The sequence below is a fragment of the Pedobacter sp. UYEF25 genome, from assembly GCF_054061655.1.
In genome coordinates, this window is record NZ_JBSSEL010000003.1 from 227,812 (window position 1) to 254,371 (window position 26,560).

General features: G+C 37.6%; 28 protein-coding genes and 1 tRNA gene. 23 read left to right on the forward strand and 6 right to left on the reverse strand.

The genetic code is table 11. The features are described from left to right. Positions 1 to 189: 189 nt before the first annotated feature. The 3 genes from ACVWYG_RS04965 to ACVWYG_RS04975 form a co-directional block, all read right to left on the reverse strand. Positions 190 to 879, reverse strand: a complete 690-nt coding sequence (locus ACVWYG_RS04965; protein WP_457269048.1) for a VIT1/CCC1 transporter family protein — start codon at positions 877 to 879, stop codon at positions 190 to 192. A 533-nt stretch (positions 880 to 1,412) separates the two neighbouring features. Then, positions 1,413 to 1,859: a DUF1003 domain-containing protein gene (locus tag ACVWYG_RS04970; RefSeq protein ID WP_457269049.1), complete on the reverse strand. Its 447-nt coding sequence runs from the start codon at positions 1,857 to 1,859 to the stop codon at positions 1,413 to 1,415. A 564-nt stretch (positions 1,860 to 2,423) separates the two neighbouring features. Next, complete coding sequence (locus ACVWYG_RS04975) at positions 2,424 to 2,783, reverse strand: winged helix-turn-helix transcriptional regulator (RefSeq protein WP_457269050.1); 360 nt, start codon at positions 2,781 to 2,783, stop codon at positions 2,424 to 2,426. Positions 2,784 to 2,875: 92 nt separating this feature from the next. Here ACVWYG_RS04975 and ACVWYG_RS04980 point away from each other — a divergent pair, with 92 nt between their 5' ends. The 9 genes from ACVWYG_RS04980 to ACVWYG_RS05020 all read left to right on the forward strand — a co-directional run bounded on the left by ACVWYG_RS04980 (position 2,876) and on the right by ACVWYG_RS05020 (position 10,740). Beyond that, positions 2,876 to 3,418, forward strand: a complete 543-nt coding sequence (locus ACVWYG_RS04980; RefSeq protein ID WP_457269051.1) for a YceI family protein — start codon at positions 2,876 to 2,878, stop codon at positions 3,416 to 3,418. 137 nt (positions 3,419 to 3,555) lie between these two features. Then, positions 3,556 to 4,311, forward strand: a complete 756-nt coding sequence (locus tag ACVWYG_RS04985; protein WP_457269052.1) for an SDR family oxidoreductase — start codon at positions 3,556 to 3,558, stop codon at positions 4,309 to 4,311. A gap of 28 nt (positions 4,312 to 4,339) precedes the next feature. Further along, a complete protein-coding gene (locus ACVWYG_RS04990) occupies positions 4,340 to 4,888 on the forward strand; it encodes a GNAT family N-acetyltransferase (protein ID WP_457269053.1) in 549 nt (182 codons plus the stop codon). Between the two features lie 31 nt (positions 4,889 to 4,919). Beyond that, positions 4,920 to 5,417, forward strand: coding sequence for a VOC family protein (locus tag ACVWYG_RS04995; RefSeq protein ID WP_457269054.1), 498 nt, complete (start codon positions 4,920 to 4,922; stop codon positions 5,415 to 5,417). Positions 5,418 to 6,087: 670 nt separating this feature from the next. Beyond that, on the forward strand, positions 6,088 to 7,803 hold the full coding sequence (locus tag ACVWYG_RS05000; protein WP_457269055.1) for an IlvD/Edd family dehydratase: 1,716 nt from the start codon (positions 6,088 to 6,090) through the stop codon (positions 7,801 to 7,803). Between the two features lie 31 nt (positions 7,804 to 7,834). Then, complete coding sequence (locus ACVWYG_RS05005; RefSeq protein WP_457269056.1) at positions 7,835 to 8,596, forward strand: SDR family NAD(P)-dependent oxidoreductase; 762 nt, start codon at positions 7,835 to 7,837, stop codon at positions 8,594 to 8,596. Positions 8,597 to 8,732: 136 nt separating this feature from the next. Next, the gene (locus ACVWYG_RS05010; RefSeq protein ID WP_457269057.1) at positions 8,733 to 9,617 is read left to right on the forward strand and encodes an SMP-30/gluconolactonase/LRE family protein; all 885 of its coding nucleotides are present in this window, start codon (positions 8,733 to 8,735) and stop codon (positions 9,615 to 9,617) included. A gap of 325 nt (positions 9,618 to 9,942) precedes the next feature. Next, a complete protein-coding gene (locus tag ACVWYG_RS05015; RefSeq protein ID WP_457269058.1) occupies positions 9,943 to 10,263 on the forward strand; it encodes a Dabb family protein in 321 nt (106 codons plus the stop codon). 162 nt (positions 10,264 to 10,425) lie between these two features. Beyond that, on the forward strand, positions 10,426 to 10,740 hold the full coding sequence (locus tag ACVWYG_RS05020; RefSeq protein ID WP_457269059.1) for a hypothetical protein: 315 nt from the start codon (positions 10,426 to 10,428) through the stop codon (positions 10,738 to 10,740). Between the two features lie 196 nt (positions 10,741 to 10,936). Here ACVWYG_RS05020 and ACVWYG_RS05025 read toward each other — a convergent pair. Further along, positions 10,937 to 11,010: transfer RNA gene (locus tag ACVWYG_RS05025), tRNA-Ala, on the reverse strand. A 656-nt stretch (positions 11,011 to 11,666) separates the two neighbouring features. On the opposite strand from ACVWYG_RS05025, the gene ACVWYG_RS05030 reads away from it, so the two are divergent. Both ACVWYG_RS05030 and ACVWYG_RS05035 read left to right on the forward strand, forming a co-directional pair. Continuing rightward, positions 11,667 to 12,089, forward strand: a complete 423-nt coding sequence (locus ACVWYG_RS05030; protein ID WP_457269060.1) for a secondary thiamine-phosphate synthase enzyme YjbQ — start codon at positions 11,667 to 11,669, stop codon at positions 12,087 to 12,089. 224 nt (positions 12,090 to 12,313) lie between these two features. Beyond that, positions 12,314 to 13,603: a DEAD/DEAH box helicase gene (locus ACVWYG_RS05035; protein ID WP_457269061.1), complete on the forward strand. Its 1,290-nt coding sequence runs from the start codon at positions 12,314 to 12,316 to the stop codon at positions 13,601 to 13,603. A 59-nt stretch (positions 13,604 to 13,662) separates the two neighbouring features. Here ACVWYG_RS05035 and ACVWYG_RS05040 read toward each other — a convergent pair whose 3' ends face one another. Then, positions 13,663 to 15,627: a KUP/HAK/KT family potassium transporter gene (locus ACVWYG_RS05040; protein WP_457269062.1), complete on the reverse strand. Its 1,965-nt coding sequence runs from the start codon at positions 15,625 to 15,627 to the stop codon at positions 13,663 to 13,665. 168 nt (positions 15,628 to 15,795) lie between these two features. Here ACVWYG_RS05040 and ACVWYG_RS05045 point away from each other — a divergent pair, with 168 nt between their 5' ends. The 10 genes from ACVWYG_RS05045 (at position 15,796) to ACVWYG_RS05090 (ending at position 22,951) form a co-directional block, all read left to right on the forward strand. Beyond that, the gene (locus tag ACVWYG_RS05045) at positions 15,796 to 16,329 is read left to right on the forward strand and encodes a T9SS type A sorting domain-containing protein (RefSeq protein ID WP_457269063.1); all 534 of its coding nucleotides are present in this window, start codon (positions 15,796 to 15,798) and stop codon (positions 16,327 to 16,329) included. 67 nt (positions 16,330 to 16,396) lie between these two features. Further along, entirely contained in the window at positions 16,397 to 17,008 is a 612-nt protein-coding gene (locus tag ACVWYG_RS05050; protein WP_457269064.1) for a fumarylacetoacetate hydrolase family protein, read from the forward strand. Continuing rightward, a complete protein-coding gene (locus ACVWYG_RS05055) occupies positions 17,009 to 18,535 on the forward strand; it encodes a M23 family metallopeptidase (RefSeq protein ID WP_457269065.1) in 1,527 nt (508 codons plus the stop codon). It abuts the gene before it with no gap. 3 nt (positions 18,536 to 18,538) lie between these two features. Continuing rightward, positions 18,539 to 18,751, forward strand: a complete 213-nt coding sequence (locus ACVWYG_RS05060) for a hypothetical protein (protein WP_457269066.1) — start codon at positions 18,539 to 18,541, stop codon at positions 18,749 to 18,751. Between the two features lie 19 nt (positions 18,752 to 18,770). Further along, positions 18,771 to 19,235 (forward strand): thioredoxin-dependent thiol peroxidase, encoded by a 465-nt coding sequence (gene bcp / locus ACVWYG_RS05065; RefSeq protein WP_457269067.1) that lies wholly within the window; start codon positions 18,771 to 18,773, stop codon positions 19,233 to 19,235. A 48-nt stretch (positions 19,236 to 19,283) separates the two neighbouring features. Beyond that, on the forward strand, positions 19,284 to 20,129 hold the full coding sequence (locus ACVWYG_RS05070; RefSeq protein WP_457269068.1) for a transketolase: 846 nt from the start codon (positions 19,284 to 19,286) through the stop codon (positions 20,127 to 20,129). 88 nt (positions 20,130 to 20,217) lie between these two features. Beyond that, the gene (locus tag ACVWYG_RS05075) at positions 20,218 to 21,174 is read left to right on the forward strand and encodes a transketolase family protein (RefSeq protein ID WP_457269069.1); all 957 of its coding nucleotides are present in this window, start codon (positions 20,218 to 20,220) and stop codon (positions 21,172 to 21,174) included. A 104-nt stretch (positions 21,175 to 21,278) separates the two neighbouring features. Then, positions 21,279 to 21,830, forward strand: coding sequence for an RNA polymerase sigma factor (locus ACVWYG_RS05080; protein ID WP_457269172.1), 552 nt, complete (start codon positions 21,279 to 21,281; stop codon positions 21,828 to 21,830). 34 nt (positions 21,831 to 21,864) lie between these two features. Continuing rightward, on the forward strand, positions 21,865 to 22,509 hold the full coding sequence (locus ACVWYG_RS05085; RefSeq protein WP_457269070.1) for a hypothetical protein: 645 nt from the start codon (positions 21,865 to 21,867) through the stop codon (positions 22,507 to 22,509). 4 nt (positions 22,510 to 22,513) lie between these two features. Then, positions 22,514 to 22,951 (forward strand): hypothetical protein, encoded by a 438-nt coding sequence (locus ACVWYG_RS05090; RefSeq protein ID WP_457269071.1) that lies wholly within the window; start codon positions 22,514 to 22,516, stop codon positions 22,949 to 22,951. 704 nt (positions 22,952 to 23,655) lie between these two features. Here the strand turns inward: ACVWYG_RS05090 and ACVWYG_RS05095 are convergent. Beyond that, the gene (locus ACVWYG_RS05095; RefSeq protein WP_457269072.1) at positions 23,656 to 24,060 is read right to left on the reverse strand and encodes a LytR/AlgR family response regulator transcription factor; all 405 of its coding nucleotides are present in this window, start codon (positions 24,058 to 24,060) and stop codon (positions 23,656 to 23,658) included. Positions 24,061 to 24,418: 358 nt separating this feature from the next. Here ACVWYG_RS05095 and ACVWYG_RS05100 point away from each other — a divergent pair, with 358 nt between their 5' ends. Further along, the gene (locus tag ACVWYG_RS05100) at positions 24,419 to 25,393 is read left to right on the forward strand and encodes a glycoside hydrolase family 26 protein (RefSeq protein WP_457269073.1); all 975 of its coding nucleotides are present in this window, start codon (positions 24,419 to 24,421) and stop codon (positions 25,391 to 25,393) included. 228 nt (positions 25,394 to 25,621) lie between these two features. Then, positions 25,622 to 26,464, forward strand: a complete 843-nt coding sequence (locus ACVWYG_RS05105; RefSeq protein ID WP_457269075.1) for an aldo/keto reductase — start codon at positions 25,622 to 25,624, stop codon at positions 26,462 to 26,464. Positions 26,465 to 26,560 lie beyond the last annotated feature (96 nt).

A 26,560-nucleotide genomic window follows, 5' to 3' on the forward strand; every position in this document is an offset into this window, starting at 1 on the left:
GGATTATTTTTTATGTATTGAGTTATGAAAATATTTTTTACATAGTTGCCTAAACTTCTCAGTCCAAATAAAATGTATAAAAAGTGCTTTTGGAGCATTATTAAAGTCTTTAGCGAGTTTTATTTAGAATTGATAGCGATAAATTTTAAAATGTGTTAAGAGAGTTAACCTACGCGCTCGTAGTAATGATCATGAAATAATTGTGCCAAACCAATACCCAATCAGCGCAGTCATCCCCATAGCGAAGGTCCCCCAAAAAGCAATTCTAACAACTGCTATCTTAACATTAGATCCACCGGCCCTAGCTGATACGATGCCCAAAATCATTAAAAAAATAATGGCAGTTAAATATTGCGCATACTCCATGTCTTTTAAGGGTGCCAATAGGGTAACTAATACGGGCATTATGCCTCCAAACGCAAATGCAGCAAAAGAGGATAAAGAAGCCTTGAAAGGTTTGGCTTGAGTAATCTCGTTAATTCCGAGTTCGTCTCTCGCGTGCGCTTCCAAAGCACCGTGTGCCATCAGCTGCTTGGCAACCTCTACCGACAATTCCTTTTCTAAGCCCCTGTTTTCATATAGGTTTGCAAGTTCCTTCAATTCTGCATCTGGAGTGTCCGAGAGCTCTTTTCGTTCCCGTTCAATATCAGCGGTTTCAATATCGCTTTGAGAACTTACCGAAACATATTCTCCAGCAGCCATCGAGAATGCGCCGGCCACTAAACCGGCAACTCCAGCTAAAAATATGTTTTCCTTTGACGCACTTCCTGCCGATACGCCAATAATTATACTTGCTGTAGAAAGTATGCCATCATTTGCACCCAATACTGCCGCCCTCAGCCATCCGCTTCGGGAACCATAGTGATGTTCTCCGTTCATTTATTTCTTATTAAGACTAATCTTGCAATCTTACCCTTATCCAACCATCTATAAATATAACAAATTCTTAAAACATGCCTGTTACACCACATACTAAGGATTATAAGGTAAATATAGAAAAAACTCATTTGTACGGTCTCTACTTGTTTCGCTGTCCAAGGTAAGTCATGAAGTTTATTATTAATCTGAACTTAAAAAGGTCTACTAATAGTTATTTGGGCATTTTTACACGCGCTTATTAATCGAATTCCTCCCGTTACTAGTTATACGATCCTTATTATTGGTATGCGTAACTAAAATATATACTCCCTTTTGTAATGAAGTCGCTCCATCAATAAGTAATTTTATAGCCTCTTTATCTGTCACCTATCCTTCAGTATTGAGGAAAATCCCAATAGACAATACGAGTTGATGCAAACTAGTTCCTCTTTTTCTCCACTTATTAACACTGCGCACTTTAACAAATTTTGGTTTCAGATTCGACAGTTGGTCTCGTGGAATAAGTAATGCAAATACCTTTTACTGGATAAAGTTTATTTAACATCTTTTGCCTGCTTATTTTCACCTTCAAGTAAGGAGATAATTCTGTCCAGTTTCTCTATTTCTATGGCATCTAGCCGTTTTACTAAATGTTCGATTTCTTTTTTTGCCGCGACATTAGTTCTGTAGTCATTATCTGCTTGCGCTCGGTCACGCTGGCTCTGTCGATTTTGTGCCATCATAATGATCGGTGCTGCATATGCTGCTTGTGTAGAAAACAGCAAATTCAACAATATGTAAGGGTACACATCCCAATGATGTACAAAGGCGACTACATTTAAAACCATCCATACCACTACAAAAATAGTTTGAATGATGATAAATCTCCAAGAACCCATTCCCTGCGCAACGGAATCGGCTATTTTCTGCCCAAATGTAGAGGAATGTCGGTGGGTCTCATGCCAGGTTTTTGGTTCCAAAGTATCCTTGGTTTTTTTCATATTTACAGTTTGATCAATTTTCTTCGATAGTTTGTCTTTGCTTTTGATAATAGATTTAGTTACTCATCTAACCTCCGTACTTTTTATAATGTGCTTAGCGCGGTCAAACGATCTAGACAATGTATTAGTACGAGATTGAATTATGCGGTGAAATTGGTCGATTGAACCAACATGTTTGTTGTTCCGACAACTTTCTAGAAAGTTAGAAAACACTACCAGACTAAATAATCAGTGCCAGCGAAATGCTATAACATGTCTTTTTATTGTTAGAGGTTTATTGAAAAAAAATTATCTGTAAACATAATTTTCAAGAATGAAGTTTAAATGAATTTCTTCAGAAATCTTTCAAGTGATCAGCGTCGGCTTAATGACGCATGCTGAGGAAGCATTTATTTTATTGGCCATATTACTGATCTTTGCTTATTTCATTTATCCAATTTTGATTGTTCCTGTTTGCTTTCCCCGTTTTAATGATAAGAATTCTGTTTTCAACACATAGCTAAAACGAACCCAAAGGAATTTGCAAAGGTTAATGAATACTCAATGGGCGTGCATTTTATGGTACTATTTTCCTACGACAGTCTTTCGGAAATGCGTGCCCCAATTCAAAATTTCGTCAAGCAGTTTGTTCATCGTTCTACCTAATGGAGTTAGCGAATATTCCACCGTTACCGGCATGCTATCGTATAAAGTACGAGTGATGATTTTATTCGTTTCCAACGCTTTTAATTCCTGCGAGAGCATTTTTGGAGAAATGTCGCTTATGTCTCTCTGTATTTCGCCGAAGCGCTTGTTGCCGTGATTTAAAGATATAATGATTGGTAAGCGCCACTTTCCTTGAATTACCTCCATGGTATCTCGCAAAATCAATAATTTATGCTGGCACATGTCTTGTTTTTGGCTCATGATTATCTTAATATTCATCTAGTTACTTTAGGGTAACTACTTACCTAAAGGTAATAACTATATTTTGGAAAGCAAAAATACTACTTTTGTGCTAAATAAATAAATCAAACATGATAAATTCAAAAACCTGGGCAATAGACCCAATGCACTCAAAAGTACTCTTTAAAATTAAGCATTTGGTTATTTCTACAGTAACAGGTTCTTTCAGAAAATTTGAGGGTCAAATAATTTCTCAGGGAAAAGACTTTAATGATGCGAAGGTGTCTCTAAATATAGGGGTAAAAAGTGTAGACACCAATCAAACTCAACGAGACCAGCATTTGCAGGGTGATGACTTTTTTGAAGCAGATAAATATCCGTCCATCAATTTTGAAAGCACCTCTTTTGAGACCATGGGCGGTGACAATTACAAAATGCAGGGCAACTTAACAATGAAAGGTGTAACGAAACCCGTATCATTAGATGTCGCATACGGTGGGTCGGAAGATAATGGACATGGCGTTTTGAAGCATGGTTTTGAAATAACTGGTGTCGTGAACCGCAAAGAATTTGGAATGACCTGGAATAAACTTACAGATGCCGGCGGCTTAGGATTAGGGGAGGACATTAAACTAAGTGCAAACATTCAAGTTGCCGAAATGGTAAATGCATAATCGAAAAAATTAACAAAATACCCAAGCGGCCGAGGTACATTTTTTTCTTGTGAATTTGCAGGCTTTTGGCTAAAACAAAATCGCATCAATGCCCGTAATTACAAAACTTAAAGTTGCAAAATAATTAAAAAAAAAACATGAGTAAAATAGCAATAGTGACCGGGGGTAGCCGCGGATTAGGAAGAGATATGGCGATAAACATCGCCAAAAAAGGAATAGATGTGGTGTTGACTTACCACAGCAATAAAGACAAAGCAGAGGAGGTTGTTACAGAAATAAAAAGTCTCGGACAAAAAGCTATTGCTTTGCGATTAGACACGAGTGACGTGAAATCTTTCGCCGGATTTTTTGAAACCCTGATGGGAAAATTGAAAGAAGAATTTGGAATCGAAAAGTTCGATTTTCTTGTGAATAACGCGGGTACAGCGCTATATTCTTCGATTACAGATACTACCGAAGAGCAATTTGACGACACCGTAAATATCCATTTTAAGGGCGTCTTTTTTCTGACCCAAAAAGCATTAACTTTAATGAACGATGGCGGAAGTATCATCAATATCTCATCAGGTCTTGCACGTTTTTCCTATCCTGGACTATCTGTTTATGGTGCTTTGAAAGGCGCAATAGAAGTAATGACTCGCTACATGGCGAAGGAGTTGGGCGTTAGAAAGATAACCGTAAATGTAGTGGCACCCGGAGCTATAGAAACAGATTTTGGCGGTGGGCAAACCAGAGATAATAAAGATGCAAATGCAGCGATAGCCGCGGGAACGCCTCTCGGGCGCGCTGGTCTGCCAACTGATATAGGCCCGATCGTAGCATTTTTATGTACCGAAGATGCAAAATGGATTAACGGTCAAAGAATAGAGGCAAGTGGTGGAATGTTGTTGTAAATTCAGATAATCTGACAATTATTTTTTTATGGAAAATATTAAATTAGAAAAAGTTTTGCCGCACGAGATCACGCAGTTACAGCAGTTTTCCTGGATCACTTTTAGCGAGACTTTTTCTGAATTTAATTCAAAAGAAAATATGCAGAAGGCTTTTGATACAGACTTTTCTATGGTTCAGATTACCAAGGAGTTTAACAATGAAAATTCGCAGTTTTATTTTGCGAAAGAGAAAGAATCCGTTATTGGGTATTTGAAGTTGAATTGTGGCGAAGCACAAAGCGAACTACAAGAAGTAGATGGAATGGAAATCGAGCGAATTTACGTATTGAAAAAATACCTTGGGAAATCTATTGGCCAACTTTTGTATGAAAAAGCACGGTCTGTTGCACAGGATTTAAAACTCCATTATTTATGGCTGGGGGTTTGGGAAAAGAACGAAAGGGCAATTCATTTTTATCAGAAAAATGGTTTTGCAGAATTTAAAAAACACGCTTTTATGCTCGGCGATGATAAGCAGACGGATTTGATGATGAGGTTAGAAATAAAAATGGAAGATCCAAATCTACTACAGAAATAAATTAACTTCAGGAAACCTAAATTTGTTAGCAATGCAAGAAAAATACACAATTCCGCCGGAAACAAGAATCGGACACATTCATTTAAAGGTGGCTAATTTAAACCGTTCTCTTGCCTTTTATAGAGATTTACTAGGGTTTGAACTTATTTCAAAGTTTGGCAATGAGGCTGCATTTGTTTCGGCAGGCGGCTATCACCATCATATTGGACTAAATACCTGGCATAGCGAAGGACTTCAGCCAGCGCCGAGAAACAGTGTCGGCTTATACCACACTGCAATAGTCTATCCAGAAAGAAAAGATCTTGCTTTTATTTTTGACCGACTTACAAGGGAAAATTATCCACTTACCGGCGCAAGTGACCATGGTGTTTCTGAAGCACTTTATTTAGACGATCCAGACGGTAATGGGGTGGAACTTTATTGGGACAGACCGCGTGAGCTTTGGCCGCAGAAACCTGACGGAAGTTTGGAGATCTATACGAAGACAATGAACTTAAAAAGTTTGCTACTCGAACTTGATCACCACTAAAACCAGGATTTAATTCGTGGTTGATGTCAACTTTCAGATTTGATTATCACTTGAAGTTAACCGTTGTAAAATTTTGCATCATGTAAAATAGGATAAAAAGCTAGCGGCTGGTCCAAACAGAGTTTGAATTTTCTCTAAAATCGATTTAACTTTTAAAGCCAATCGCCCAGAATGGTTGTGTCCAAATTTATAAAACCCAAAATTAAAACGGAAATGATCTTAAGAAAACGTTGCCTGAATATTAAATAAAGACGGTTATGATTAAAAAGCAACTAGCTGGAAAACAGTTTAATTTAGCCTGGCTTATTTCGCAACGCTCGTAATTATGCTGTGGTTGGCGTTTTACCGATAAGGTGAAAGTAATTAAAATCAACATTTTTGTTAACTTGGCTTTACAATATTCAATTATTTAGTTCTTTAACTTAAAAGGTGCTGTCCAGAATCCTTTTCGAAAAAATAGCTTTAGCAGAAAGATTTATGGCTAATTCGTGGCACTCAAAAGCATTCTTGTAACAAGTTGCCTATTATCAATAAAACTGTTGATTAATACTGAAATCCCCACAGTCGGTCGAATTGGGATCTTCCAAAAAAAATATTGAGATGGGGTTGTTCACAGTAAGAGCAACCTTTTTTGTTAGCACATATTATCCTTTTAAAAACAGAAATAAACGTGGAAGAAAAAAAGCTTAGAAGTAGCAATTGGTTTGGACGAAAAGGAAAAGATGGTTTTATTTATCGAGCCTGGATGAAAAACCAAGGCATCCCCGATTATGAATTCAATAATAAACCGATTATAGGCATTTGCAATACCTGGAGTGAATTAACCCCATGTAACGGGCATTTTAGAGAGTTAGCAGAATCGGTAAAAAGAGGTGTTTTTGAAGCTGGCGGTTTTCCGGTAGAGTTTCCGGTAATGTCGCTGGGCGAAACGCTGATGAAACCTACCGCCATGCTTTATCGCAATTTAGCAAGCATGGATGTAGAAGAATCTATAAGAGCAAATCCTGTGGATGGTGTGGTGCTTTTATGCGGTTGCGATAAAACCACGCCGTCATTGGTAATGGGCGCAAGCAGTGTAAACATCCCTACCATTGTAGTATCAGGAGGACCCATGCTAACGGGCAGGCACAATGGGAAAAGTATTGGCACTAGCGATTTATGGCACTACCACGACGACTTGCGAAGCAATAAAATAACTGAAGAAGAATTACTGACCATAGAAAGCGCCATGTGCCGCAGCAGTGGGCATTGTGGGGTAATGGGCACAGCTTCTTCTATGGCTTGTATGGTAGAATCTTTGGGACTTTCTTTGCCAGGCAATGCTGCCATACCCGCTGCCGATAGTAGGCGCAAAACACTAGCACAACTTTCGGGGCTGCGCATTGTGGAAATGGTAAAAGAAGACTTAAAACTATCAGACATCCTAACTCGAAATGCTTTTGAGAATGCCATTAAAGTAAATGCAGCAATCGGTGGTTCTACAAATTTCGTTATCCATTTACTAGCCATTGCAGGCAGAATAGGTGTTCCTCTTTCTTTAGAAGATTTTGACATGCTTTCTAAAAATATTCCACTTATTGTAAACCTGCAGCCATCTGGTAAATATTTTATGGAGGATTTGTTTTATGCAGGTGGCTTACCTGCTGTGTTAAAAGAGCTATGTGGGCTTCTTCATAATAATTGCATCACAGCAAACGGAAAAACAATAAAGGAAAATTACATCAACAGCAAATGTTTTAATACAGACGTAATAGCCACAGTAGATAATCCGATTAACAACGAAACTGGTTTGGCTATTTTAAAAGGCAATTTATGCGAGGCAGGTGCCGTGATAAAACCATCGGCGGCAAGTGCGCATTTAATGCAGCATACCGGCAAGGCCATTGTGTTTGAAAATATAGAAGAATATAAGTTATTAATTGATGATGATCAGTTAGAGGTAGACGAAAACAGTATTTTGGTTTTAAAAAATGTTGGCCCAAAAGGGTATCCCGGTATGCCCGAAGTGGGTAACATGGGGATTCCAAAAAAGCTTTTGGAAAAAGGAGTAACAGATATGGTGCGCATTTCTGATGGTAGGATGAGCGGCACCGGTTTCGGAACCGTGGTATTGCATGTATCGCCAGAAGCCGCTACTGGCGGCAACTTTGCAGTAATTGAAACAGGAGATGTCATTACACTTGATGTGCCTAATCGCACGTTAAACGTAGCTCTAAGTGTGGAAGAACTGTCGCGAAGGCGGAAACAATTTAAACCACTCCCGCCAATTGTAAGCCGAGGATATGTAAACCTTTACATAAATCATGTGCAACAGGCCCATCTGGGAGCCGATATGGATTATTTGGTAGGGAGTTCGGGCAGTGAGGTATCAAGAGATTCACATTAATAAATTAGGTAAAAACACTTTATAAATTCAAATGTCGTTCAAAGGAAAATCAGCAATTATAACGGGTGCAGGGCAAGGTATCGGTTTTGAAATATGCCTAAGTCTTGCTAAAGAAGGAGTGCATGTTATTTTAAATGATGTGGATGAGCTATTAGCAGCAACAGCGGTAAAAAAAATAAAAGATTTAAGTGGCAATGACTGTATTTACATTGCCGGCGATAGCAGCGATTTATCAATTATACAAAAAATGGTTTCTACTGCAGTAACGCAGTTTGGTCAGTTAGATATTATAATTGCCAATGCCGGCATCACCTTATTTGGAGACTTTTTTACTTATACGCCTGAAGCTTTTAAAAAAGTAATGGAAGTAAATTTAAGCGGTACGTTCTTTCTGGCGCAGGCGGCCGCCAATCAAATGAAGCAGCAAAAAGAAGGCGGTTCTATTTTATTTACATCCTCAGTAACTGGGCATCAAGCACATAAAAATTTGGCAGCTTATGGCATGAGTAAAGCTGCATTAGAAATGCTTGCTAAAAATTTGGTCATAGAACTTTCTCAATACAAAATAAATGTAAACACCATTGCGCCCGGTGCTACACTTACAGAAAGAACAACCGATGACCCGCAATATATGGCCACTTGGAGTACGCTTACGCCGATGGGCCGGCCCGCCTGTGTTTCTGATATAGCAGATGCGGCATTGTTCCTAGTATCAGAAAAAGCAAAACACATTACCGGCCAAAGTTTAATTATTGATGGTGGTTGGACATCCATTAGCCCATCGCCTTTTTAAAAATACTGTATTGAGTTAACAGAAAAAGACTGCCCTAATAACCGGCAAAGCAGACAGAACAGAAAAGCAGCAGACTTATTATTTGCCCAATAAGAAGCAATTGTTTGTATTTTGGAAAAATTGAATACCTAAGTTAATGACAAAACCCAATATCACCACAGTCATCAATCACCTTAGCTTGTTGGGCGAAGGCCCAGTGTGGGATGCTGAGCACAAATGTATTTGCTGGGTCGACATCCTAAATGGAGAAATTCATCAGTTTTTTGTTGAAGAAAACGACCTTCAAACTTTAAAAGTTGACCAATTAATTGGAGCCGTGGCACTCTGTAAGGGTAATGTTTTTTTAGGCGCTTTAAAAACTGGATTCGCTTTTATTGACAGAAAAAATGGAGCGATAAAAATGATTGCCAATCCTGAAGCTCATCTACCTAATAACCGGTTTAACGATGGCAAATGTGATCCATCTGGAAGATTTTGGGCCGGCACTATGTCTCTTTCAGAAAATCCGGCTGCAGGTAGTGTTTATTGTTTAGATGATACATTATCTATCACACAAAAAATAACCAATACCACAATTCCTAATGGTATGGTTTGGAGTTTGAATAGTAAAATATTTTATTTTATAGATACACCAACTTACGAAGTTTTGGCCTACGAATATGATAAAGATACCGGCTGCATTAACAACAAGAGTACAGTTATAAAAATCGCAAAAGAAGACGGTTTTCCAGATGGAATGACAATTGATAGCGAGGGGATGCTTTGGATTGCACATTGGGATGGCTGGCAGCTAACTCGATGGAATCCTGATACAGGTAAGAAAGTATTTTCAATAAAATTGCCTGTTGCTAAAGTAACTTCGTGCACATTTGGTGGTGAAAATTTAGATAGTCTTTTTATCACAACAGCAAAAACTGGGCTTACCGAAAAAGAGTTAAAAAATCAGCCGCTAGCAGGTTCACTTTTCGTGATAAAAAACTGTGGTTTTAAAGGCTGCCCCACGGTAAGGTTTAATAGGTAAATCTCCTATTGATTATTACTTCTACCCGTCATCACCTAATAATCTAGTTTTTTGCAACAAATTGACCTGAATTTACTGGATGTTCGTAGGTTATATTTGGAGATCTAAAAAAGCCAATTTATAAAATCGAATGTTAATTATCTTTACAAAATGCAAATTTTGCAACCTATTAAATGATTACGTAAGCAAAATATACAATTTGATCAGCAAAACACACGCTTTTTTCATAGATTTAACCTCTAATACTATTTTAAGCAGGAAATTTGTGGCAATTATAGCCGCGATTTAGACTCGGTCGTTCGTATAAACTTCATTAACAACACCTATGAAAAATAAATATCCAGTAGTACATCATGTATTTTTTTGGCTAAAGAATCCAAATTCAAAAAAAGATCTTGATCAATTGGTGGAGGGAGTAAAATCCCTCTCAACTATACCAACCATATGCGAAATACATGTTGGCGTTGTTGCCAGCACAGAAAAACGTGATGTGATAGAAAATAGCTGGAGCGTTTCTGAGCTGATGTTTTTTAGCGATCTTGAAGGTCAAGCCTCCTATCAAACGCACCCTATTCACTTAACCTTTATTGAGAACTACAGTCATTTGTGGGATAAGGTGCTAGTTTACGATGTAAAGGAAGCATAAAATTCGAATAAATCTCCCCGCTATATATCTTTGTTGCACCAAGTACCAGTAATTGTTGTTCAATCAAATATGATCCTCTAATTGATTCCTGCAATTAAGAGGTGGCAATGACTGGCCCTGCTACCCAAAACCAGGTGATGAAAATCGATATTCCTAATTTTTGTGGCCAACGAAGTTTCTGGCCAGGTGGCTGTCATCGAAAATAATCAAGAAAAAGCTATAGGTCGGATAATCATTAATTTCTATACTACGAAAGGAATTGTTGTTGCTCAGACCTTATCGGAGATAGATGGCTCATACACCTATGTAGGATTGTTGCCAGGAAGATATATGGTTGGCATAGATGAAGCACAGCTTAAGAAATTAGGTATGATTTCTTCTGTCTTAACATCTCCTATTCTTATCAAAAAAGAAGCTGAAGGAAGTATTGTCGAAAATGTTAATTTTCGATTAGAAAGGCTTACAACTGCCAATTAAAATATAAAGATTGCTTGGGAAACGGTGTTACTGAGTATCAAAATATATCCTTCGTACCCTATTTAAATGAGGCCATAGAAAAAAAGTTACAGGGTTTCGACGCGTAGCGCGCATATCTACAGATAACTATGGCATTAATTAGTCAATTAACTGATTAATGTATTTTAACTAGCTAAATTATTAATTATTTAAAACGTGGAGAATATCGGATTCGAACCGATCACCTCTTCACTGCCAGCGAAGCGCTCTAGCCAAATGAGCTAATCCCCCTTATTAAGTTTTATGCCATTTCAAATAATCACAGTAACCTGATCAAATAGCACATTTTAGGTTATTTTGGGAGAGCAAAAATACCAAATAGTTTGTGTAAAGCAAATAAATTCTGAAGAAACTATGTGATAATTTTTTTAAGTACTAAAACAACTTGACATACATAGAATTAATACTTCATGATTCTATTCAAGGCGCTAACCGCAATTTTCGTTGGCCCCTTAATGTTAAACTTCCTGCATCAAGAAACCAATAATTTATTGTCAAGTTTGGCAACGAGAACATAGATAGATAACAGGTGAGTCTACATTCGTTTGAACAATTTAATAAAAGCCACTTAAAGGAAGAAGATTATGATCAAAATTTGATTAGTTAAATTATTTCTAAAACTTTGTCTATTATGAGTTTTGGAGAGCAGAAAAAATTTTATTTTAGAGTAACGACCTTAATTCTGACCGCTGGCTTACGTGATGTTAGTTTGTTTTGACAAAACTAATTCAGAGATGGCTCTCCCTATCTACTGTATAAATCTAATTTAATACTAAAAATTATTTGCCTTACTTGAGGATATTTATAGCGGTACTTTTATCTTTTTTAAATAAAAAGTAGTATTATAAACGATCAAATTTATATCGGCATCTTACCTTAATTCTTATATGGAATTATTTCAAAAACAACTCAATTTGAGCGCTCGAAGTCGTGGCTTTCATCTGATAACTGATCAAGTCGTTTCATTTTTTCAAGAAATAAACCATTTAAAAATGGGAATGTGTCAGGTTTTCATACAACACACTTCAGCTTCATTATGCATTAATGAAAACGCCGACCCGACGGTGAGAGACGATTTTGAAATGTTTTTCAGTAAAGCGGTTCCTGAGAACGACGTGGATTACCGGCACGATTACGAAGGATCTGACGATATGCCTGCGCACTTAAAAGCTGCAATTTTAGGCGCTTCAGTACTAATACCTATTAGCAACGGAAAATTAAATTTAGGTATCTGGCAGGGGATATATCTTTGCGAACATAGAAACCATGGTGGCAGTAGAAAACTCCTGATTACTGCCTGGGGTGTTTGATCAATCAGTATGCTGAGGGTAATTTCGTAAACTTGTCAGTTCTTTCTATATTTAGCAAGCTACGCGCTTGGGTTACGATAGTAGAAAAGCCCACAAATTTGCGTATCTTCGCCGATGAAGCAGGAATCAAGGGCTTTGTTAGGTATCTACCTACAACATTCTCTCCGCAAGTTAGTCCTTCAATAATTGATCGTTCTAGCTTCTTCAACAAAATTTAATAAAACATGTTATTTAAAGAATTAAATCTAATTGCGCCCATTTTAACGGCGCTAGAAACTCAGGGATATACCCAGCCAACGCCCATTCAGGAGCAGTCTATTCCGATAATTTTAAAAGGGCGAGATCTTTTAGGCTGTGCGCAAACCGGCACTGGTAAAACTGCCGCTTTTGCGATCCCAATGCTACAATTGTTGCACGAAAAGCATCTGAATAGTAAAACAAAAAATATTAAAGCACTAATACTAACGCCTACTAGAGAATTGGCTATACAAATTGAAGAAAGTTTTAAGGCCTATGGCAACAATCTTAATTTACGGCATCTTGTTATTTTTGGTGGAGTGGGTCAGCAAGCTCAAACAGATGCTTTAAAAAGGGGTGTTGATATTTTGGTGGCTACACCGGGGCGCCTGTTAGATTTGATGAATCAAGGTTTTGTCAACTTGAATGCAATAGAAATCTTTGTATTAGACGAAGCAGATAGAATGCTAGATATGGGCTTTATACATGATGTAAAGCGGGTGGTTGCAAAACTTCCATCAAAAAGACAGACGCTTTTCTTCTCTGCAACTATGCCTAGCGAAATTCAGAAGTTGGCAAATACAATTCTGGATAGTCCGGCTAAAGTGGAAGTTACACCAGAATCTACCACTGCTGAAACCATAAATCAGTCGATTTATTTTGTAGATAAGCCTGATAAGAAGAAATTACTGATCCACCTTTTAGAAGATCAGAACATAGAAACTGCTCTTGTATTTACACGGACTAAGCATGGTGCGGATAGGATTGCAAAGGATTTAGGCCATGCGGGGGTCAAGGCTGCCGCGATACATGGCAATAAATCTCAGAATGCGAGGCAACGTGCCTTAACACAATTCAAGGATAAAGAAATCCGAGTGTTGGTGGCAACGGATATTGCTGCGCGCGGAATCGACATAGATCAACTTTCGCACGTTGTCAATTATGAATTACCCAATATTCCGGAATCTTACGTGCATAGGATTGGCAGAACAGGCCGGGCCGGAGCCAATGGAACGGCAATTTCCTTTTGCGATGCTGAAGAAAACGATTATTTATTAGACATTCAGAAGCTTATAAAAATTACGTTGCCGATCGTGGAAGATCATCCATATCCTTTAAAATGGGAGAACTTGTTGGCAAAATCGGAGGTGAAACGCAAACCACAAGGTAGGGGCAGAGGTGGTGATTCTAACCGCAATCAAGGCGATGGAAATATGAGCGGTAAGCCGAGAAACGCCAGTAGCAGTCGGAAATTTAACCATAGAAGAAAAGATTAGTTGTTCGACTAAGTTATCTACTTAAAAAACCCCGGTCCTTATAGAGGATCGGGGTTTTTTTATACCGGCAATCGATTTAATTCGATATCATCAGGGCTTACAAAAATGAGTGGCACTTTTTCTACATCAACATAACTGCTATCTAAGCCAAAACTTCGCTCTTCAGACAAGCTGAGCTTTTTTAGGATGAAATAGTAGTCCATTATTGTACGTTCGTAAAGGCTTAAATTCGTAAATTTAGATAAGTGTTTTTCCAAAATTACAAATCGGAAATCGCCAGTAATTTTATGCTTATTTAGTGAAGTATATTGGCTCGTAATATCTACTTCGCCATTTTTAACCAAGTCTTCAATCACTTTTCTATACAATAGATTTACCCGTTGCTCTACCCTGAAACCAAGTTTAAAGTCAATTCGTATAAGCTTTCCCGGAATAAGAAATTCAACTTTATAGTCCATTGTGTATGGCTCATCAACCACGTCCACGTGTACCAGCCAGTAAACATCTGCTCTTTTTGGTTCTTTTTGAATGATGGAATAAATTATTTTAGACTCGATTTCTGTTTTAAAATTTGCGCTGGTTAAATAAACCAATTGCGAAGAAAATTTAGGAACCGAGATGTCGTTACTTAACTCGCTAATGATCTCAAAATAGTCTTCTATCTCGACATATTTTACGAAACGATTCTTGATTTTTCTTGCAGAAAACCAGCTCCACATAATGGTAAATAGAAACGACCCCAATAAAACAGTCACCCAGCCGCCGTGCAAAAACTTTGTTAGATTGCTAATTAAAAAAGTACCTTCAATAACGACGTAGATAAAGAAAAATGAAAATACCAGATATTTTGGGAAACGCTTGCTCCGCAAATAAAAACTTACCAGAATTGTGGTCATAAGCATTGCAATGGTAATTGAAAGCCCATAAGCGGCATCCATTCTTTCTGCTTTTTGAAAAAGCACCACAATGCTACAGCAGCCAAGCCACAATAACCAGTTAATAGAAGGCACATAAAGTTGACCTTTTGATGCAGTAGGATAGTTGATTCTTATTTTCGGCCAAAGATTTAATCTAACAGCTTCTGCTATTAATGTAAATGAACCACTAATGAGTGCTTGACTTGCTATAACCGCGGCCATGGTAGCCAACACGACCATCGGAATTTGAAATTGATCGGGAACAATTTCGAAAATTGGATTCATTTTAGCCCCAGGTGTATAAATGTCCGCATGTTGTAATATCCAAACACCCTGTCCCAAATAATTCAAGATCAGCGTTAACTTAACGAAGATCCAGCTAATTCTAATGTTATGTTTACCGCAATGCCCTAAATCCGAATAAAGTGCTTCTGCTCCGGTTGTACATAGAAAAACCCCTCCTAAAATCAAAAAGGCTAGATTATTTGTGAATAAAAGGTGTACAGCGTAGTATGGGTTCAACGCTTTAAGTATCGTATAATCCTTTAAAATATAACCAACGCCTAAAACCCCTAGCACAGCAAACCACACAAACATGATGGGTCCGAAGAGCTTACCAACTAGGTTGGTGCCGAATTGTTGAATGATAAATAAAATCGTTAAAATGACAAGAACGATTGGTATGACGGGAACATCGAACTTATTTGTCAGTCCTTCTATTGCAGATGTAACCGTAATACTCGGCGTAATAACGCCATCTGCCAGCAGTGCACAACCCCCTATAATTGCAGGCAAAACAAGCCATCGTGCTTTTTTCCGAACAAGAGAAAATAACGAAAAAATTCCTCCTTCGCCTTTATTATCAGCTCTAAGCGTTATAATAACATATTTTATAGTGGTTTGTAATGTGAGTGTCCAGATAATACAGGATAGAACGCCGAGTACATTTAATTGATTGATATTTTGTTTGCCACCAAGAATGGTGGTAAAAATTGCATTTAAAGTATACAATGGCGACGTGCCAATATCGCCAAACACGATACCCAAACTTATCAGCACACCACCTGCGCTTAGCGCATTGCCATGTTTATGATTTGATAACTCCATATAATTTGCCTGCAAAAGTAAAAAACTAAAACTATTTAATGGCTAATTAATTAGGATATTTAGAAGACGTTGTGGAAGCGACTGTTAAATTGTGTTAAAAATAAAAACCAAGTCTATTAATCTGTGGTTTCTTTATTTTTTATTTGATATATTTGTTATCGAAATTTGATGAAACTCTACTCCAAAGTGACGCTACACACCATTATAACATGCATTTTTTGCAGTGTGTTGTTTTGTGGCTTAGATTCTTGGTCTCAGCAGGCAGATAGTGTCAGAATCAGTTGGACCACGAGAACAAGACGTGCAAGTAGAGTTCCAGAAATTAAAGCCAATATAACACCATATCGGCCATTTTTTAATAATGCTATCGGATCTACATTTTTTAATGCATATGCCGTCGCGCCAAAGTCTGGTGGTCAAAATACGGGCTCTGACAAATTACTTACGATCGTAAAAATCTTTCCGAATCCTGTAAGTGATCAGCTAAATGTTGTTTTGGCCATAGCTAAAGACAACACGCCCGTTACCATTAAAATAATGGACTTATTGGGGAATGAAGTTGTGACACTTAGCAATGATAAACTAGCTGCGGGAGAACAAACAAAGACTTTCTCTATTCCAACTAGAATGAATCCTGGGATTTATTTTTTAAGGGTTACCGCACGTTCAGAAAGCCAAGTTAAAAGAATTTCGGTTTTATAAACTGGATATGTTTACTAATTTTGGAAATAAATCGATCATCCTTGTCGTTTTCTTTTTTTAGCATCCTATGAAAATCATCGCCATTGGCAGAAACTATGCCGAACACGCAAAAGAATTAAATAACCCTGTACCTACAACGCCGGTCATTTTTTTAAAACCTGATACGGCGATTCTTAAAGACAATAAGCCTTTTTATCTACCAGATTTTTCTTCAGATATTCATTTTGAAGTGGAAGTAGTTTTAAAAGTTGCGAAAGAAGGCAAGCATGTGGCAGAGAAATTTGCAAGTAACTATTTTGACGAAATTGCATTAGGGATTGATTTTACAGCTCGCGACATTCAAACAAGACATAAAGAGAAAGGATTACCTTGGGAGCTTGCAAAGGCATTTGACCACTCTGCGCCAATCAGTGCTTTTGTACCAAAGGTAGTTTTCGCCAATCTTTACGACCTGGAATTCGAACTTCAAATTAATGGAGATACACGGCAAAAGGGAAATACAAGGGATTTACTTTTTTCATTCGAAAAAATTATTGCTTTTGTATCCCAATACATTACCTTAAAAAAAGGGGATTTAATTTTTACAGGAACGCCAGCGGGTGTGGGGCAGGTGCATAAGGGCGATAAGTTGGAAGCTTGGTTAATGGACAAGCAACTTTTAAATTTCGAAGTAAAATAAATGCTAAACATAATAAAACCTCAATCAAACCATATTTTTATATTTCTTTCTATTGTATGCACATTATTTGTAAGCACGCGCTTATCCGCGCAGCAGATTTTTAGTGGAAACAGTTATCCACTTACCTATTTTGGGCAACCTTTGGCAATAACGCCACCTGCCCTGGCAGGGTCTTTTGGAGAATTGCGGCCAAACCACTTTCATTCTGGTATAGATTTTAGAACAAATCAGCGGGAAGGATATCCGGTCTATGCTGTTGCGGATGGATATATCTCTAGGCTACGTGTACAAAATAGCGGTTTTGGGCAAGCGCTGTACATCAACCATCCAAACGGTTACACTTCGGTTTACGGCCATTTGCAGAGATTTTCGCCAAAAATTGCGGCTATTGTCAAAGATTTACAGTATCAAGCTAAAACATTCGAGTTAGACAATTATCCAAATGAAACTTTAATCCCTGTCCGTAAAGGGGAGATAATTGCCTATTCTGGAAATCGCGGAAGTTCAGGCGGACCACATTTGCATTTTGAAATTAGAGATAGTAAAACGGAGGAAACCATCAATCCGCAGTTTTTTGGGATTGTTATTCCGGATAATATTCCTCCGGTAATTCATGGGATTTATGTTTACCAATTAAATGGGCGAAGTTTCGATGAACACATTCTAAAACAGTCGATTCCGATAAGCGGCTCGGCTGGGAATTACGTTGTAACAGCTCCGTTAAGCCTGTCGGGGGAAGTTGGGTTTGGAATCGTATCGACAGACAGACATAACGGGAAATCCGGAACAAATGGCGTCTATTCTATTCAACTTCAAGTAGATGGTAAAACGGTTTTTACCTCGGCATTAGAGCGTTTTGCATTTGAAAATAGCAGAGCGGTAAATGCGCATATCGATTACCCAAGTTTCTTAAAATCAAATGTAAAAATTCAAAAAAGTTTTATAGAACCTGGCAATCCATTAAAAATTTATAGCAATTTGGTTGATGGAGGTAGAATCATTTTTGCCGATGGTAAAATGCATCAACTAAAATACATTGTTACAGATGCAACCGGAAACGAATCTGTGGTTAAATTTAGTGTAAAAGCCTCAAAAGACAATTATATCCCAACAGCAGCACAGGAAGGGCTCGTTTTTAGATACAATCAAGAAAATAAAATGGCCAACGATGACCTAGAAGTTACCTTCCCTCAAGGCACACTTTACAGCGATTTAAAGTTCGACTTTAAGAAATTACCAAAGCTAACGTCGAAGGCTTTTTCAAATGTTTATCAAGTGTGTAATAAATTTATCCCCCTTCACATAGGTTTTAGATTTGCCATTAAGGCCGACGAATTGCCGGAAAACTTCCAGAGTAAAGCGGTTATCGTAAGTACTAGCGGAGCCTCGCAGGGCGGAAGTTTTGAAAATGGTTACGTTAGCGCAACATTAAAAACATTTGGGAGCTTTTACATCAGTGTAGATACCTTAGCGCCAACCATTGTTCCATTAAATATTTCAGCAGGAAAGAACATGGCGGGTACGTGAAAAATGCTTTTTAAAATTAGAGATAACCTTTCCGGAATAAAGAGTTTTAACGGTTACATAGATGGTAGATGGGTTTTGATGGAGTTTGACACAAAGACCGCAACGCTCTGGTATAGTTTTGATGACGAAGTAAACATTGGGAAACATACCTTGAATTTGATTGTTTCTGACATGAAAGACAACGTAAAAACATACAAAATCGACTTTCTTAGGTAAAAAATGATAAATTAAAAAAATGGAAGAATTAAAAATCGGCGATAAAGCGCCAGAAATTGAAGCGACAGACCAAAATGGAGAAGCCATTTCTTTAAACATTTATCGTGGCAAAACAGTCGTCTTATATTTTTACCCAAAAGATGACACACCAGGTTGCACTGCCGAAGCATGTGATTTTAGAGACAACTATCAAGGTTTACAAGCCAAGGACATTGTGGTCTTGGGTGTAAGTGTTGATGATGAAAACTCCCATAAAAAGTTTATTTCCAAACACAGTTTACCTTTCCCGTTAATTGCAGATACAGACCATGAAGTGGTTAAAAGCTATGGCGTGTGGGGAGAAAAGAATATGTATGGGAAAAAATATATGGGTATTTCTCGTAGTACATTTATAATTGATGACCAAGGGAACATACAACACATTATTAAAAAAGTAGACACCAAGAATGCATCGCAGCAAGTGTTAGATTTAATAGGCCGATAATTAGGCAATAAAGCTTATTATATTACCTTTGATAAATAGATTTTTTAAATGAAACACACAATAAAAGAATTAGAAGATATCGCTTCACAAATCAGAAGAGACATCATCCGTATGGTTTATGGTGCACAATCTGGCCACCCAGGTGGCTCATTAGGTTGCGCGGATTTTTTCACGGCACTTTATTTCGAAGTTTTAAACCACAGGGAAAAATTTGAAATGGACGGGAACAATGAAGATATTTTCTTCTTGTCTAACGGCCACATTTCTCCAGTTTGGTACAGTACGTTGGCTCGCTCTGGCTACTTCGATATAAAGGAACTCGCCACTTATAGAATGTTGAATTCTAGAGTTCAGGGCCATCCAGCCACAGAAGAGGGTCTACCAGGCATTAGAATTGCTTCTGGGTCTTTAGGTCAGGGGATGTCTGTAGCCATTGGGGCCGCATTGGCCAAGAGGTTAAACGAAGATAAATCTTACATCTACTCGTTGCATGGCGATGGAGAGTTGCAAGAGGGACAGAATTGGGAAGCGGCAATGTTTGCGCCGTTCCATAAGTTAGACCGTTTAATTTGTACCGTAGATTATAACGGCCAACAGATTGATGGGCCTACAAAAGATGTACTTTCTTTAGATAGTTTGCAGGATAAATTTGAAGCTTTTGGATGGCATGTGATTAACACTGATGGAAACAATATGACTGCAATTTTAGAGGGATTACATTTTGCAAAAACTCTTACCGGAAAAGGAAAACCAATTTTAAACTTGATGAGTACGCAAATGGGTGCTGGAGTAGATTTTATGGAAGGGTCTCATAAATGGCATGGTTCTGCACCAGACAAGGCACAGTTGGAAATTGCATTGGCACAATTGCCAGAAACATTGGGCGATTATTAAACGCCTTCATTCCCAAGGGGGAAAATAAATTTTATACCAAAATAAAACAAGCACCATCTTAGGCGTTTGGGGTAAAAACAAAGACATCGTGAAAAAATATACATACACAGAAAAAAAAGATACCCGGTCTGGATTCGGCGTCGGCTTGCATGAAGCAGGGAAAAAGAATGAAAACGTAGTTGCCTTATGTGCAGACTTGGTTGGCTCGCTTAAAATGGAAGCTTTTATAGAAGACTTCCCTGAACGCTTTTTTCAAATGGGCATTGCAGAAGCAAATATGATGGGCGTAGCTGCAGGTTTGACGATTGGTGGAAAAATCCCTTTTACAGGTACATTTGCAAATTTTTCCACTGGTAGAGTTTATGATCAGATTAGACAATCTATTGCTTACTCTAATAAAAACGTAAAAATTTGTGCATCGCATGCCGGTTTAACGCTTGGTGAAGATGGCGCAACCCATCAAATTTTAGAAGACATTGGTTTAATGAAAATGCTGCCAGGTATGGTGGTAATTAATCCTTGTGATTACAATCAAACTAAAGCTGCAACTTTGGCTATTGCAGAGTACGAAGGTCCGGTTTATCTTCGTTTCGGTAGACCAAAATGGCCTGTATTTACCGATCCAGATCAGAAGTTTGAAATAGGAAAAGCTTGGATGGTAAACGAAGGAAAAGACGTAACCATTATTGCAACCGGTCATTTAGTTTGGAAAGCAATTGAAGCTGGGGAAAAATTAGCCGAATTAGGAATCGACGCAGAAATTATAAATATTCATACCATTAAACCTTTAGATGAAGCGGCCATCTTAAAGTCTGTTAGGAAAACAGGCTGTGTGGTAACCTGTGAAGAACACAACAAATTTGGTGGTTTAGGCGAGAGCGTAGCCAGGTTGCTGGTTACTGAACTGCCTAGTCCTCAGGAATTTGTTGCCGTGGATGATTCTTTCGGAGAAAGTGGGACTGCAGATCAGTTGATGACGAAGTATCATTTAGATTCCGTTGACGTAGTGAAAGCAGCGCAAAAAGTAATCGGAAGAAAAAAATAGTAGGTTATAACAACTTATTTTAGCCACCAATGCATCACGTTTATAAGTACTTGCATTGGTGGCTTTTACATATTTAATAGATTTTAAACCAATAGATGAAAGTAATAGAAGACGCCGATATCATTTCCATGTTTGCCATAGAAAAGACAAAAAATGAGGCGTTTAACTTGCTTTTGCAAAAATATCAGCAAAAAATTTACTGGCATATTCGTCGTTTGGTATTAAATCATGACGATAGCGATGATCTTATCCAAGAAGTTTTTGTTAAAGTTTGGAAAAATTTAGACAAATTTAGAAGCGATTCTCAACTTTATACTTGGATTTATCGCATTGCAACAAATGAATCCATTACTTTTTTGAACAAACAGAAACAACACAAGAACATCCCACTAGATGAGGTATCGCCTGTTTTGGCTCAAAATCTAACTGCCCCATCTTATTTTAATGGAGATAAATTGGAACTCAAACTTCAAAAGGCAATCCTCACCTTACCAGAAAAGCAGCGGCTCATTTTTAATATGAAATATTTTGATAACCTTAAATATGAGGAGATTTCTCAGATTTTAGGCACCTCTGTTGGCGCATTAAAAGCTTCTTTCCATATTGCCGCAAAAAAAATAGAAGCAATCATAACAAATGATGAAATAGACTTTTAAACCTTTTGATATTTAATGTATCCATATATTTGAAATGAACAAAGAGACAGAAAATAACGAATGGATTGATCTTGCTCCATATTTAGCGAAAACATCTAGGCGTAATCCTTTTATTACGCCTTCACACTATTTTGAGGGGTTAGAGGAGCAAACGAAAAATGCGATATTCTTAGCTGGACTATCGGGGAACAAACAACATTTTGGGCTTCAAATACCTGATGATTATTTCAAAACCCTTTCTTCAAAAATTGAAACAAACATAACGTTAATACAAAATATTAAGCAAGAAAGCGCCTTTACAGTGCCGGAAAATTATTTCTCGCAGCTCCAAGATAGAATAGTTGCAAGAACAATTGATGATAAAGTGAAAAAGGCACCAAAAATCTTAAAGCTTTTGCAGAGGGATTTAGTTAAATATGCAACTGCTGCTTGTTTATTATTGGTTTCTTCTTTTGGACTTTACTTTTACAGTCGTCATAGCCTTCCAACGATTGAAAACTCGGCTCAAATAGAAGGCATTAGTGATCAGTTTTTATACGATATTGACGAGAGTACCATTATACAACATCTTGACACAGAGAAAATGGCGAAGGGTAAGGCTGTTTCTACCACAGATGCAGAAATGGAAAATTATCTATTAAATCACTATACTACGGGCGAACTTGCTCAAGATTTATAAAACCATGATGAAGAATTTTATTTGCGCCTTATTGCTGTTTGCTTTTCCTACTTTAATTTGGGCGCAACGACCAAAGCCGGGAGAAATAGAAAGTATGAAGATTGCTTTTTTCACGAGTAAATTGGATCTTTCGCCGAACGAAGCCAAAGTTTTTTGGCCAATATATAATGAAATGCAAACCGAACAATCAAACTTACGCAAGGAGCGCATGCAAAAGATGATTTCTTTTAGAAAAGTGGACGAAATTGATGATTTAAGCGACGGTGAAGTGCAGTCCTTAATAACAAGCGAATTCGATTTTAAGCAACGTGAGCTCAATACTGAAAAAAAATACTACAATAAATTGCGTTCTGCGCTACCGATAAAAACCGTAGGAAAGTATTATAGAGCTCAAGAAGCTTTTAAAAGAGAATTGCTCGATAAATACCGTAATCGCAGATAATTTTTTGCTATTTTAATAGCTATTTCTCTCGGTAGTTTTATATTTATCAAGAGTTTGTGCCATCAGATATTATTTTCAAATCCTTTTTAAATGCGCAGGAAGCTGTTTTCCATGTTCAACATGGTGGGATTCATGATGGTGTTTAAGCCAGCGGTTTTGAATTATTAGGAGTTACTCTTCCGTTTTTTCGAATACGATGAAGAAGTGACCAGGTCTTTCGCCCTACAAAAAATGCTAGTTTTCCTAAAGCTCTGAATTTTTTTGGCAGCCGACAAACAAGGGTGTGAGGGTGCAAATAGGGAATCGCATTGAACTAAAACTGTGCTATATAGATCAGTAATGTTCTTTTTAACTGCTGCATTAAAATTTTTGGAACAAGATTTAACAACAATTAACATCTCATTTAAGACGGTTTTATTTTTTAGTCTTAGCTTTGTATTGTAAAATATTTGGTTAGTATTCTACAATTAAGGTTAGTTGACAATAAAAGGCTGCAATGGATATTGCGGCCTTTTCTCTAAAAGTTAAACTTAAGCTACGTTCATGGTTATAGCCAACCTGCTCGAAATTGTACAATCGAAGGCGTTCAAAACCTGACTTTTTTAAAAAAATAAAATTATAAGTTAGGGTTATAAAAATTTTTAAAAAATTGACTTATAAAGCGCTGGCAATTTTAAAAGAACAAATGTTGCTAAGTTTAGGAATTAATAGGTTTTTATAAAACGTCTGTTTCTGTGCAAAACGCTATTCACCATCTTTAAAAAATCATCAAAATTGACAGGTTTTACCAAATAGTGGTCAGCACCAACTGCATGTGCATCAAGTGCATAATCTTTGCTTCCACTAATAAATACAATAAACTTTACCTTATCTCTTAATCTTGCTGCCACATCCAAACCAGATATATTTCCCATTCTAATGTCTAAAAATAGAAAGTCAATCTCATCTTCTTCTAAGATATTGTCTATTGCAGTTTGTGGGTTGAGAAATTCTCTACATAATTTTAATTTTGGGATTGCATTTATGAAACAAGATAATATAAATAAAAACTGTGGATCGTCGTCAACGATGGCACATCGGTAATGCAAGTTATTCTGATTTTCACTCATTTATTATAATCCTAGATTATACTATTTGGCAAATAATTCTCCAAACAATAAAATTTGTAACCAATTAGCGCTTACGTACGGCATGCATTTAGGTCTGGATTTTTGAGGCTTGTAACTAATTTGTGATATGGAGATTCCGTAGCTGCTAGAAATTGATGTAATCTTCTAAGGTAATCTCCATTAATGTTGTTAGCAGTTAAGCTGCTCATTTGTTGCTTCGCACTTATAAATAACCTAGAGAATACCGTCCGAGTATTTGCTATAAACGATGATTTACGTATTTTTAAGTTTTGCTACCTTGTCAATTAGCTCAAAGCTGGAAACGGCATTAATTTAACCAAAAACAGATACAAACCATATGAAAAAGACAATATTCATCTTGTTTATATTTCTCATGGCAACCTTTGCAAAAGCGCAAAAAAAATCGAGATTTCAGGTAGTTAAATTCTTTAATAGCATATCTGGAAAGCAAACTTTATCGGGCATTCACAATAGAGAACCAAGTGCCGCGCCTGCGCGATGGACTAACAAGATAGATTCTGTAACAGGCCATTTTCCGGCTTTATGGAGTGGTGATTTTCTATTTCAGGCAGACAACATTAATGATCGGCAGCTTATGATTAACGAAGCGGTACGCCAGTGGGGAAAAGGTGCTGTAATTAACTTAATGTGGCACGCTTGTAATCCAGCATTAGTGGAACCTTGTGGTTGGCAAGGTGGCGTGCTGAGTAAACTTTCAGATAAGCAATGGGAGGAAATTACCACCAATGGAAGTGATCTAAATAAAAAATGGAAAGCACGGGTTGATGAAGTTTGCTTTTACCTACAACAGTTGAAAGCGAAAAATGTGGAAGTATTGTGGCGACCAATGCATGAGATGAATCAGGGCGTATTTTGGTGGGGCGGTCGCCCTGGCCCAAATGGAACTTTAAAACTGTATGAGATGCTACACGATTATATGGTAAAAGAAAAAAAACTGACCAACCTAATTTGGGTTTGGGATATGCAAGATTTTAAAACCTTGGAAGACGATCTCAAAGTTTATAAACCCAATCTGCAGTATTGGGACATTGCCGCGCTTGATGTGTACGACAGCAGCGGATATACGGACGAAAAATATAAATTGATGTTGGAGGCTTCAGTTGGCAAATCCATTGCAATAGGAGAGTGCACGAAACTTCCCGATCATACCGTTTTATTAACGCAGCCCAAATGGGTGTTTTTTATGGGTTGGTCAGAATTGGAACTTCAAGACAATACCATTGAACAAATAAGATCTATACACAATATGCCAAACGTAATTACACTTGATAAAATGCCTGGTTGGAAATAAAAGTATCGAAGAGTAAAATGCTCGGGTTATCGATGGTCCATTTTCAGCAGCCATCAGAATTTAACCTTTTCAAACAACTGTAGAATTTTCTGTAATTAGTTAGGTTACTACTGGATTGTAACTTAATAGGCACCGATAATATTGAGCTTCTGCCGTTTTTAGTCCTAATAATTGGTCATCTAAACATTACTCCTAAATATTTGTTCCTTTATTAGATAGAAAATACATATGGAAAATAGATCATTAAGATACAAAATTGGAGATATAGAAATCAACCGCTTGGGTTATGGTTCGATGCAGCTAACCGGAGAAGGTGTTTTTGGTGAAGTAACTGGTCGGGAGAATGCGATAAAAGTGTTGCGTGCGGCGGTTGAGTTGGGGGTTAATTTTATCGATACCGCAGAGGCATATGGTCCGAAATTTAATGAGAAGTTAATTGCAGATGCTCTTGCTCCTTACAAAAAGGGAATACTAATTGCAACAAAGGGTGGCTTTGATAGGCCTGGCCCAAATAATTGGGTTCCAAATGGTTCCCCTGAATACATTATCGAAAATATAGAGGGAAGCCTAAAACGGCTTAAAGTAGATACAATTGATTTGTGGCAATTACATCGAATAGATCCAAATGTTGATGTCGCAGAAACGTTGGCGCCGGTTATAGAAGCTGTAAAGGCGGGCAAGATTCGTTATGTTGGTCTTTCCGAAGTTACAGTCGAGGAGATTAAAAAAGTTCAGGAATTGCTTCCAATAGTCTCGGTACAGAACAAGTACAATCTTGGCGATAGACAATGGGAAGATGTTTTAGACTTTACGGCCTCAAATGGATTGGCTTTTATCCCTTGGTTTCCGCTAGCCTCTGGACCATCGAGCCTTGAGGATAAAATAAAGGATATCGCTGAAAATCATCAAGCTTCAATTGCTCAAATTGCGTTGGCTTGGCTATTAAAACGTGCTCCAAATATTCTGCTAATTCCCGGTACCAAGTCCATAACCCACTTAGGGGAAAATTTAAAGGCTGCAGAAATAGAGCTCTCAGAACAAGAGTTTCAAATTTTATCGAACGAACGATAATTTTGCTGATTTCTTAGAGGAACAGAAAGAAACTTTTAATTGTAGCAAAAAGATCTATGCAGCGATTTTATTTGATATGCGGGATTTATAAATCCT

Coding starts and splice junctions, on each gene's coding strand:
- ACVWYG_RS04965 (WP_457269048.1), bottom strand. CDS start 879: ATGAACGGAGAACATCACTATGGTTCCCGAAGCGGATGGCTGAGGGCG.
- ACVWYG_RS04970 (WP_457269049.1), bottom strand. CDS start 1,859: ATGAAAAAAACCAAGGATACTTTGGAACCAAAAACCTGGCATGAGACC.
- ACVWYG_RS04975 (WP_457269050.1), bottom strand. CDS start 2,783: ATGAATATTAAGATAATCATGAGCCAAAAACAAGACATGTGCCAGCAT.
- ACVWYG_RS04980 (WP_457269051.1), top strand. CDS start 2,876: ATGATAAATTCAAAAACCTGGGCAATAGACCCAATGCACTCAAAAGTA.
- ACVWYG_RS04985 (WP_457269052.1), top strand. CDS start 3,556: ATGAGTAAAATAGCAATAGTGACCGGGGGTAGCCGCGGATTAGGAAGA.
- ACVWYG_RS04990 (WP_457269053.1), top strand. CDS start 4,340: ATGGAAAATATTAAATTAGAAAAAGTTTTGCCGCACGAGATCACGCAG.
- ACVWYG_RS04995 (WP_457269054.1), top strand. CDS start 4,920: ATGCAAGAAAAATACACAATTCCGCCGGAAACAAGAATCGGACACATT.
- ACVWYG_RS05005 (WP_457269056.1), top strand. CDS start 7,835: ATGTCGTTCAAAGGAAAATCAGCAATTATAACGGGTGCAGGGCAAGGT.
- ACVWYG_RS05010 (WP_457269057.1), top strand. CDS start 8,733: ATGACAAAACCCAATATCACCACAGTCATCAATCACCTTAGCTTGTTG.
- ACVWYG_RS05015 (WP_457269058.1), top strand. CDS start 9,943: ATGAAAAATAAATATCCAGTAGTACATCATGTATTTTTTTGGCTAAAG.
- ACVWYG_RS05030 (WP_457269060.1), top strand. CDS start 11,667: ATGGAATTATTTCAAAAACAACTCAATTTGAGCGCTCGAAGTCGTGGC.
- ACVWYG_RS05035 (WP_457269061.1), top strand. CDS start 12,314: ATGTTATTTAAAGAATTAAATCTAATTGCGCCCATTTTAACGGCGCTA.
- ACVWYG_RS05040 (WP_457269062.1), bottom strand. CDS start 15,627: ATGGAGTTATCAAATCATAAACATGGCAATGCGCTAAGCGCAGGTGGT.
- ACVWYG_RS05045 (WP_457269063.1), top strand. CDS start 15,796: ATGAAACTCTACTCCAAAGTGACGCTACACACCATTATAACATGCATT.
- ACVWYG_RS05050 (WP_457269064.1), top strand. CDS start 16,397: ATGAAAATCATCGCCATTGGCAGAAACTATGCCGAACACGCAAAAGAA.
- ACVWYG_RS05055 (WP_457269065.1), top strand. CDS start 17,009: ATGCTAAACATAATAAAACCTCAATCAAACCATATTTTTATATTTCTT.
- ACVWYG_RS05060 (WP_457269066.1), top strand. CDS start 18,539: ATGCTTTTTAAAATTAGAGATAACCTTTCCGGAATAAAGAGTTTTAAC.
- bcp (WP_457269067.1), top strand. CDS start 18,771: ATGGAAGAATTAAAAATCGGCGATAAAGCGCCAGAAATTGAAGCGACA.
- ACVWYG_RS05070 (WP_457269068.1), top strand. CDS start 19,284: ATGAAACACACAATAAAAGAATTAGAAGATATCGCTTCACAAATCAGA.
- ACVWYG_RS05085 (WP_457269070.1), top strand. CDS start 21,865: ATGAACAAAGAGACAGAAAATAACGAATGGATTGATCTTGCTCCATAT.
- ACVWYG_RS05090 (WP_457269071.1), top strand. CDS start 22,514: ATGATGAAGAATTTTATTTGCGCCTTATTGCTGTTTGCTTTTCCTACT.
- ACVWYG_RS05095 (WP_457269072.1), bottom strand. CDS start 24,060: ATGAGTGAAAATCAGAATAACTTGCATTACCGATGTGCCATCGTTGAC.
- ACVWYG_RS05100 (WP_457269073.1), top strand. CDS start 24,419: ATGAAAAAGACAATATTCATCTTGTTTATATTTCTCATGGCAACCTTT.
- ACVWYG_RS05105 (WP_457269075.1), top strand. CDS start 25,622: ATGGAAAATAGATCATTAAGATACAAAATTGGAGATATAGAAATCAAC.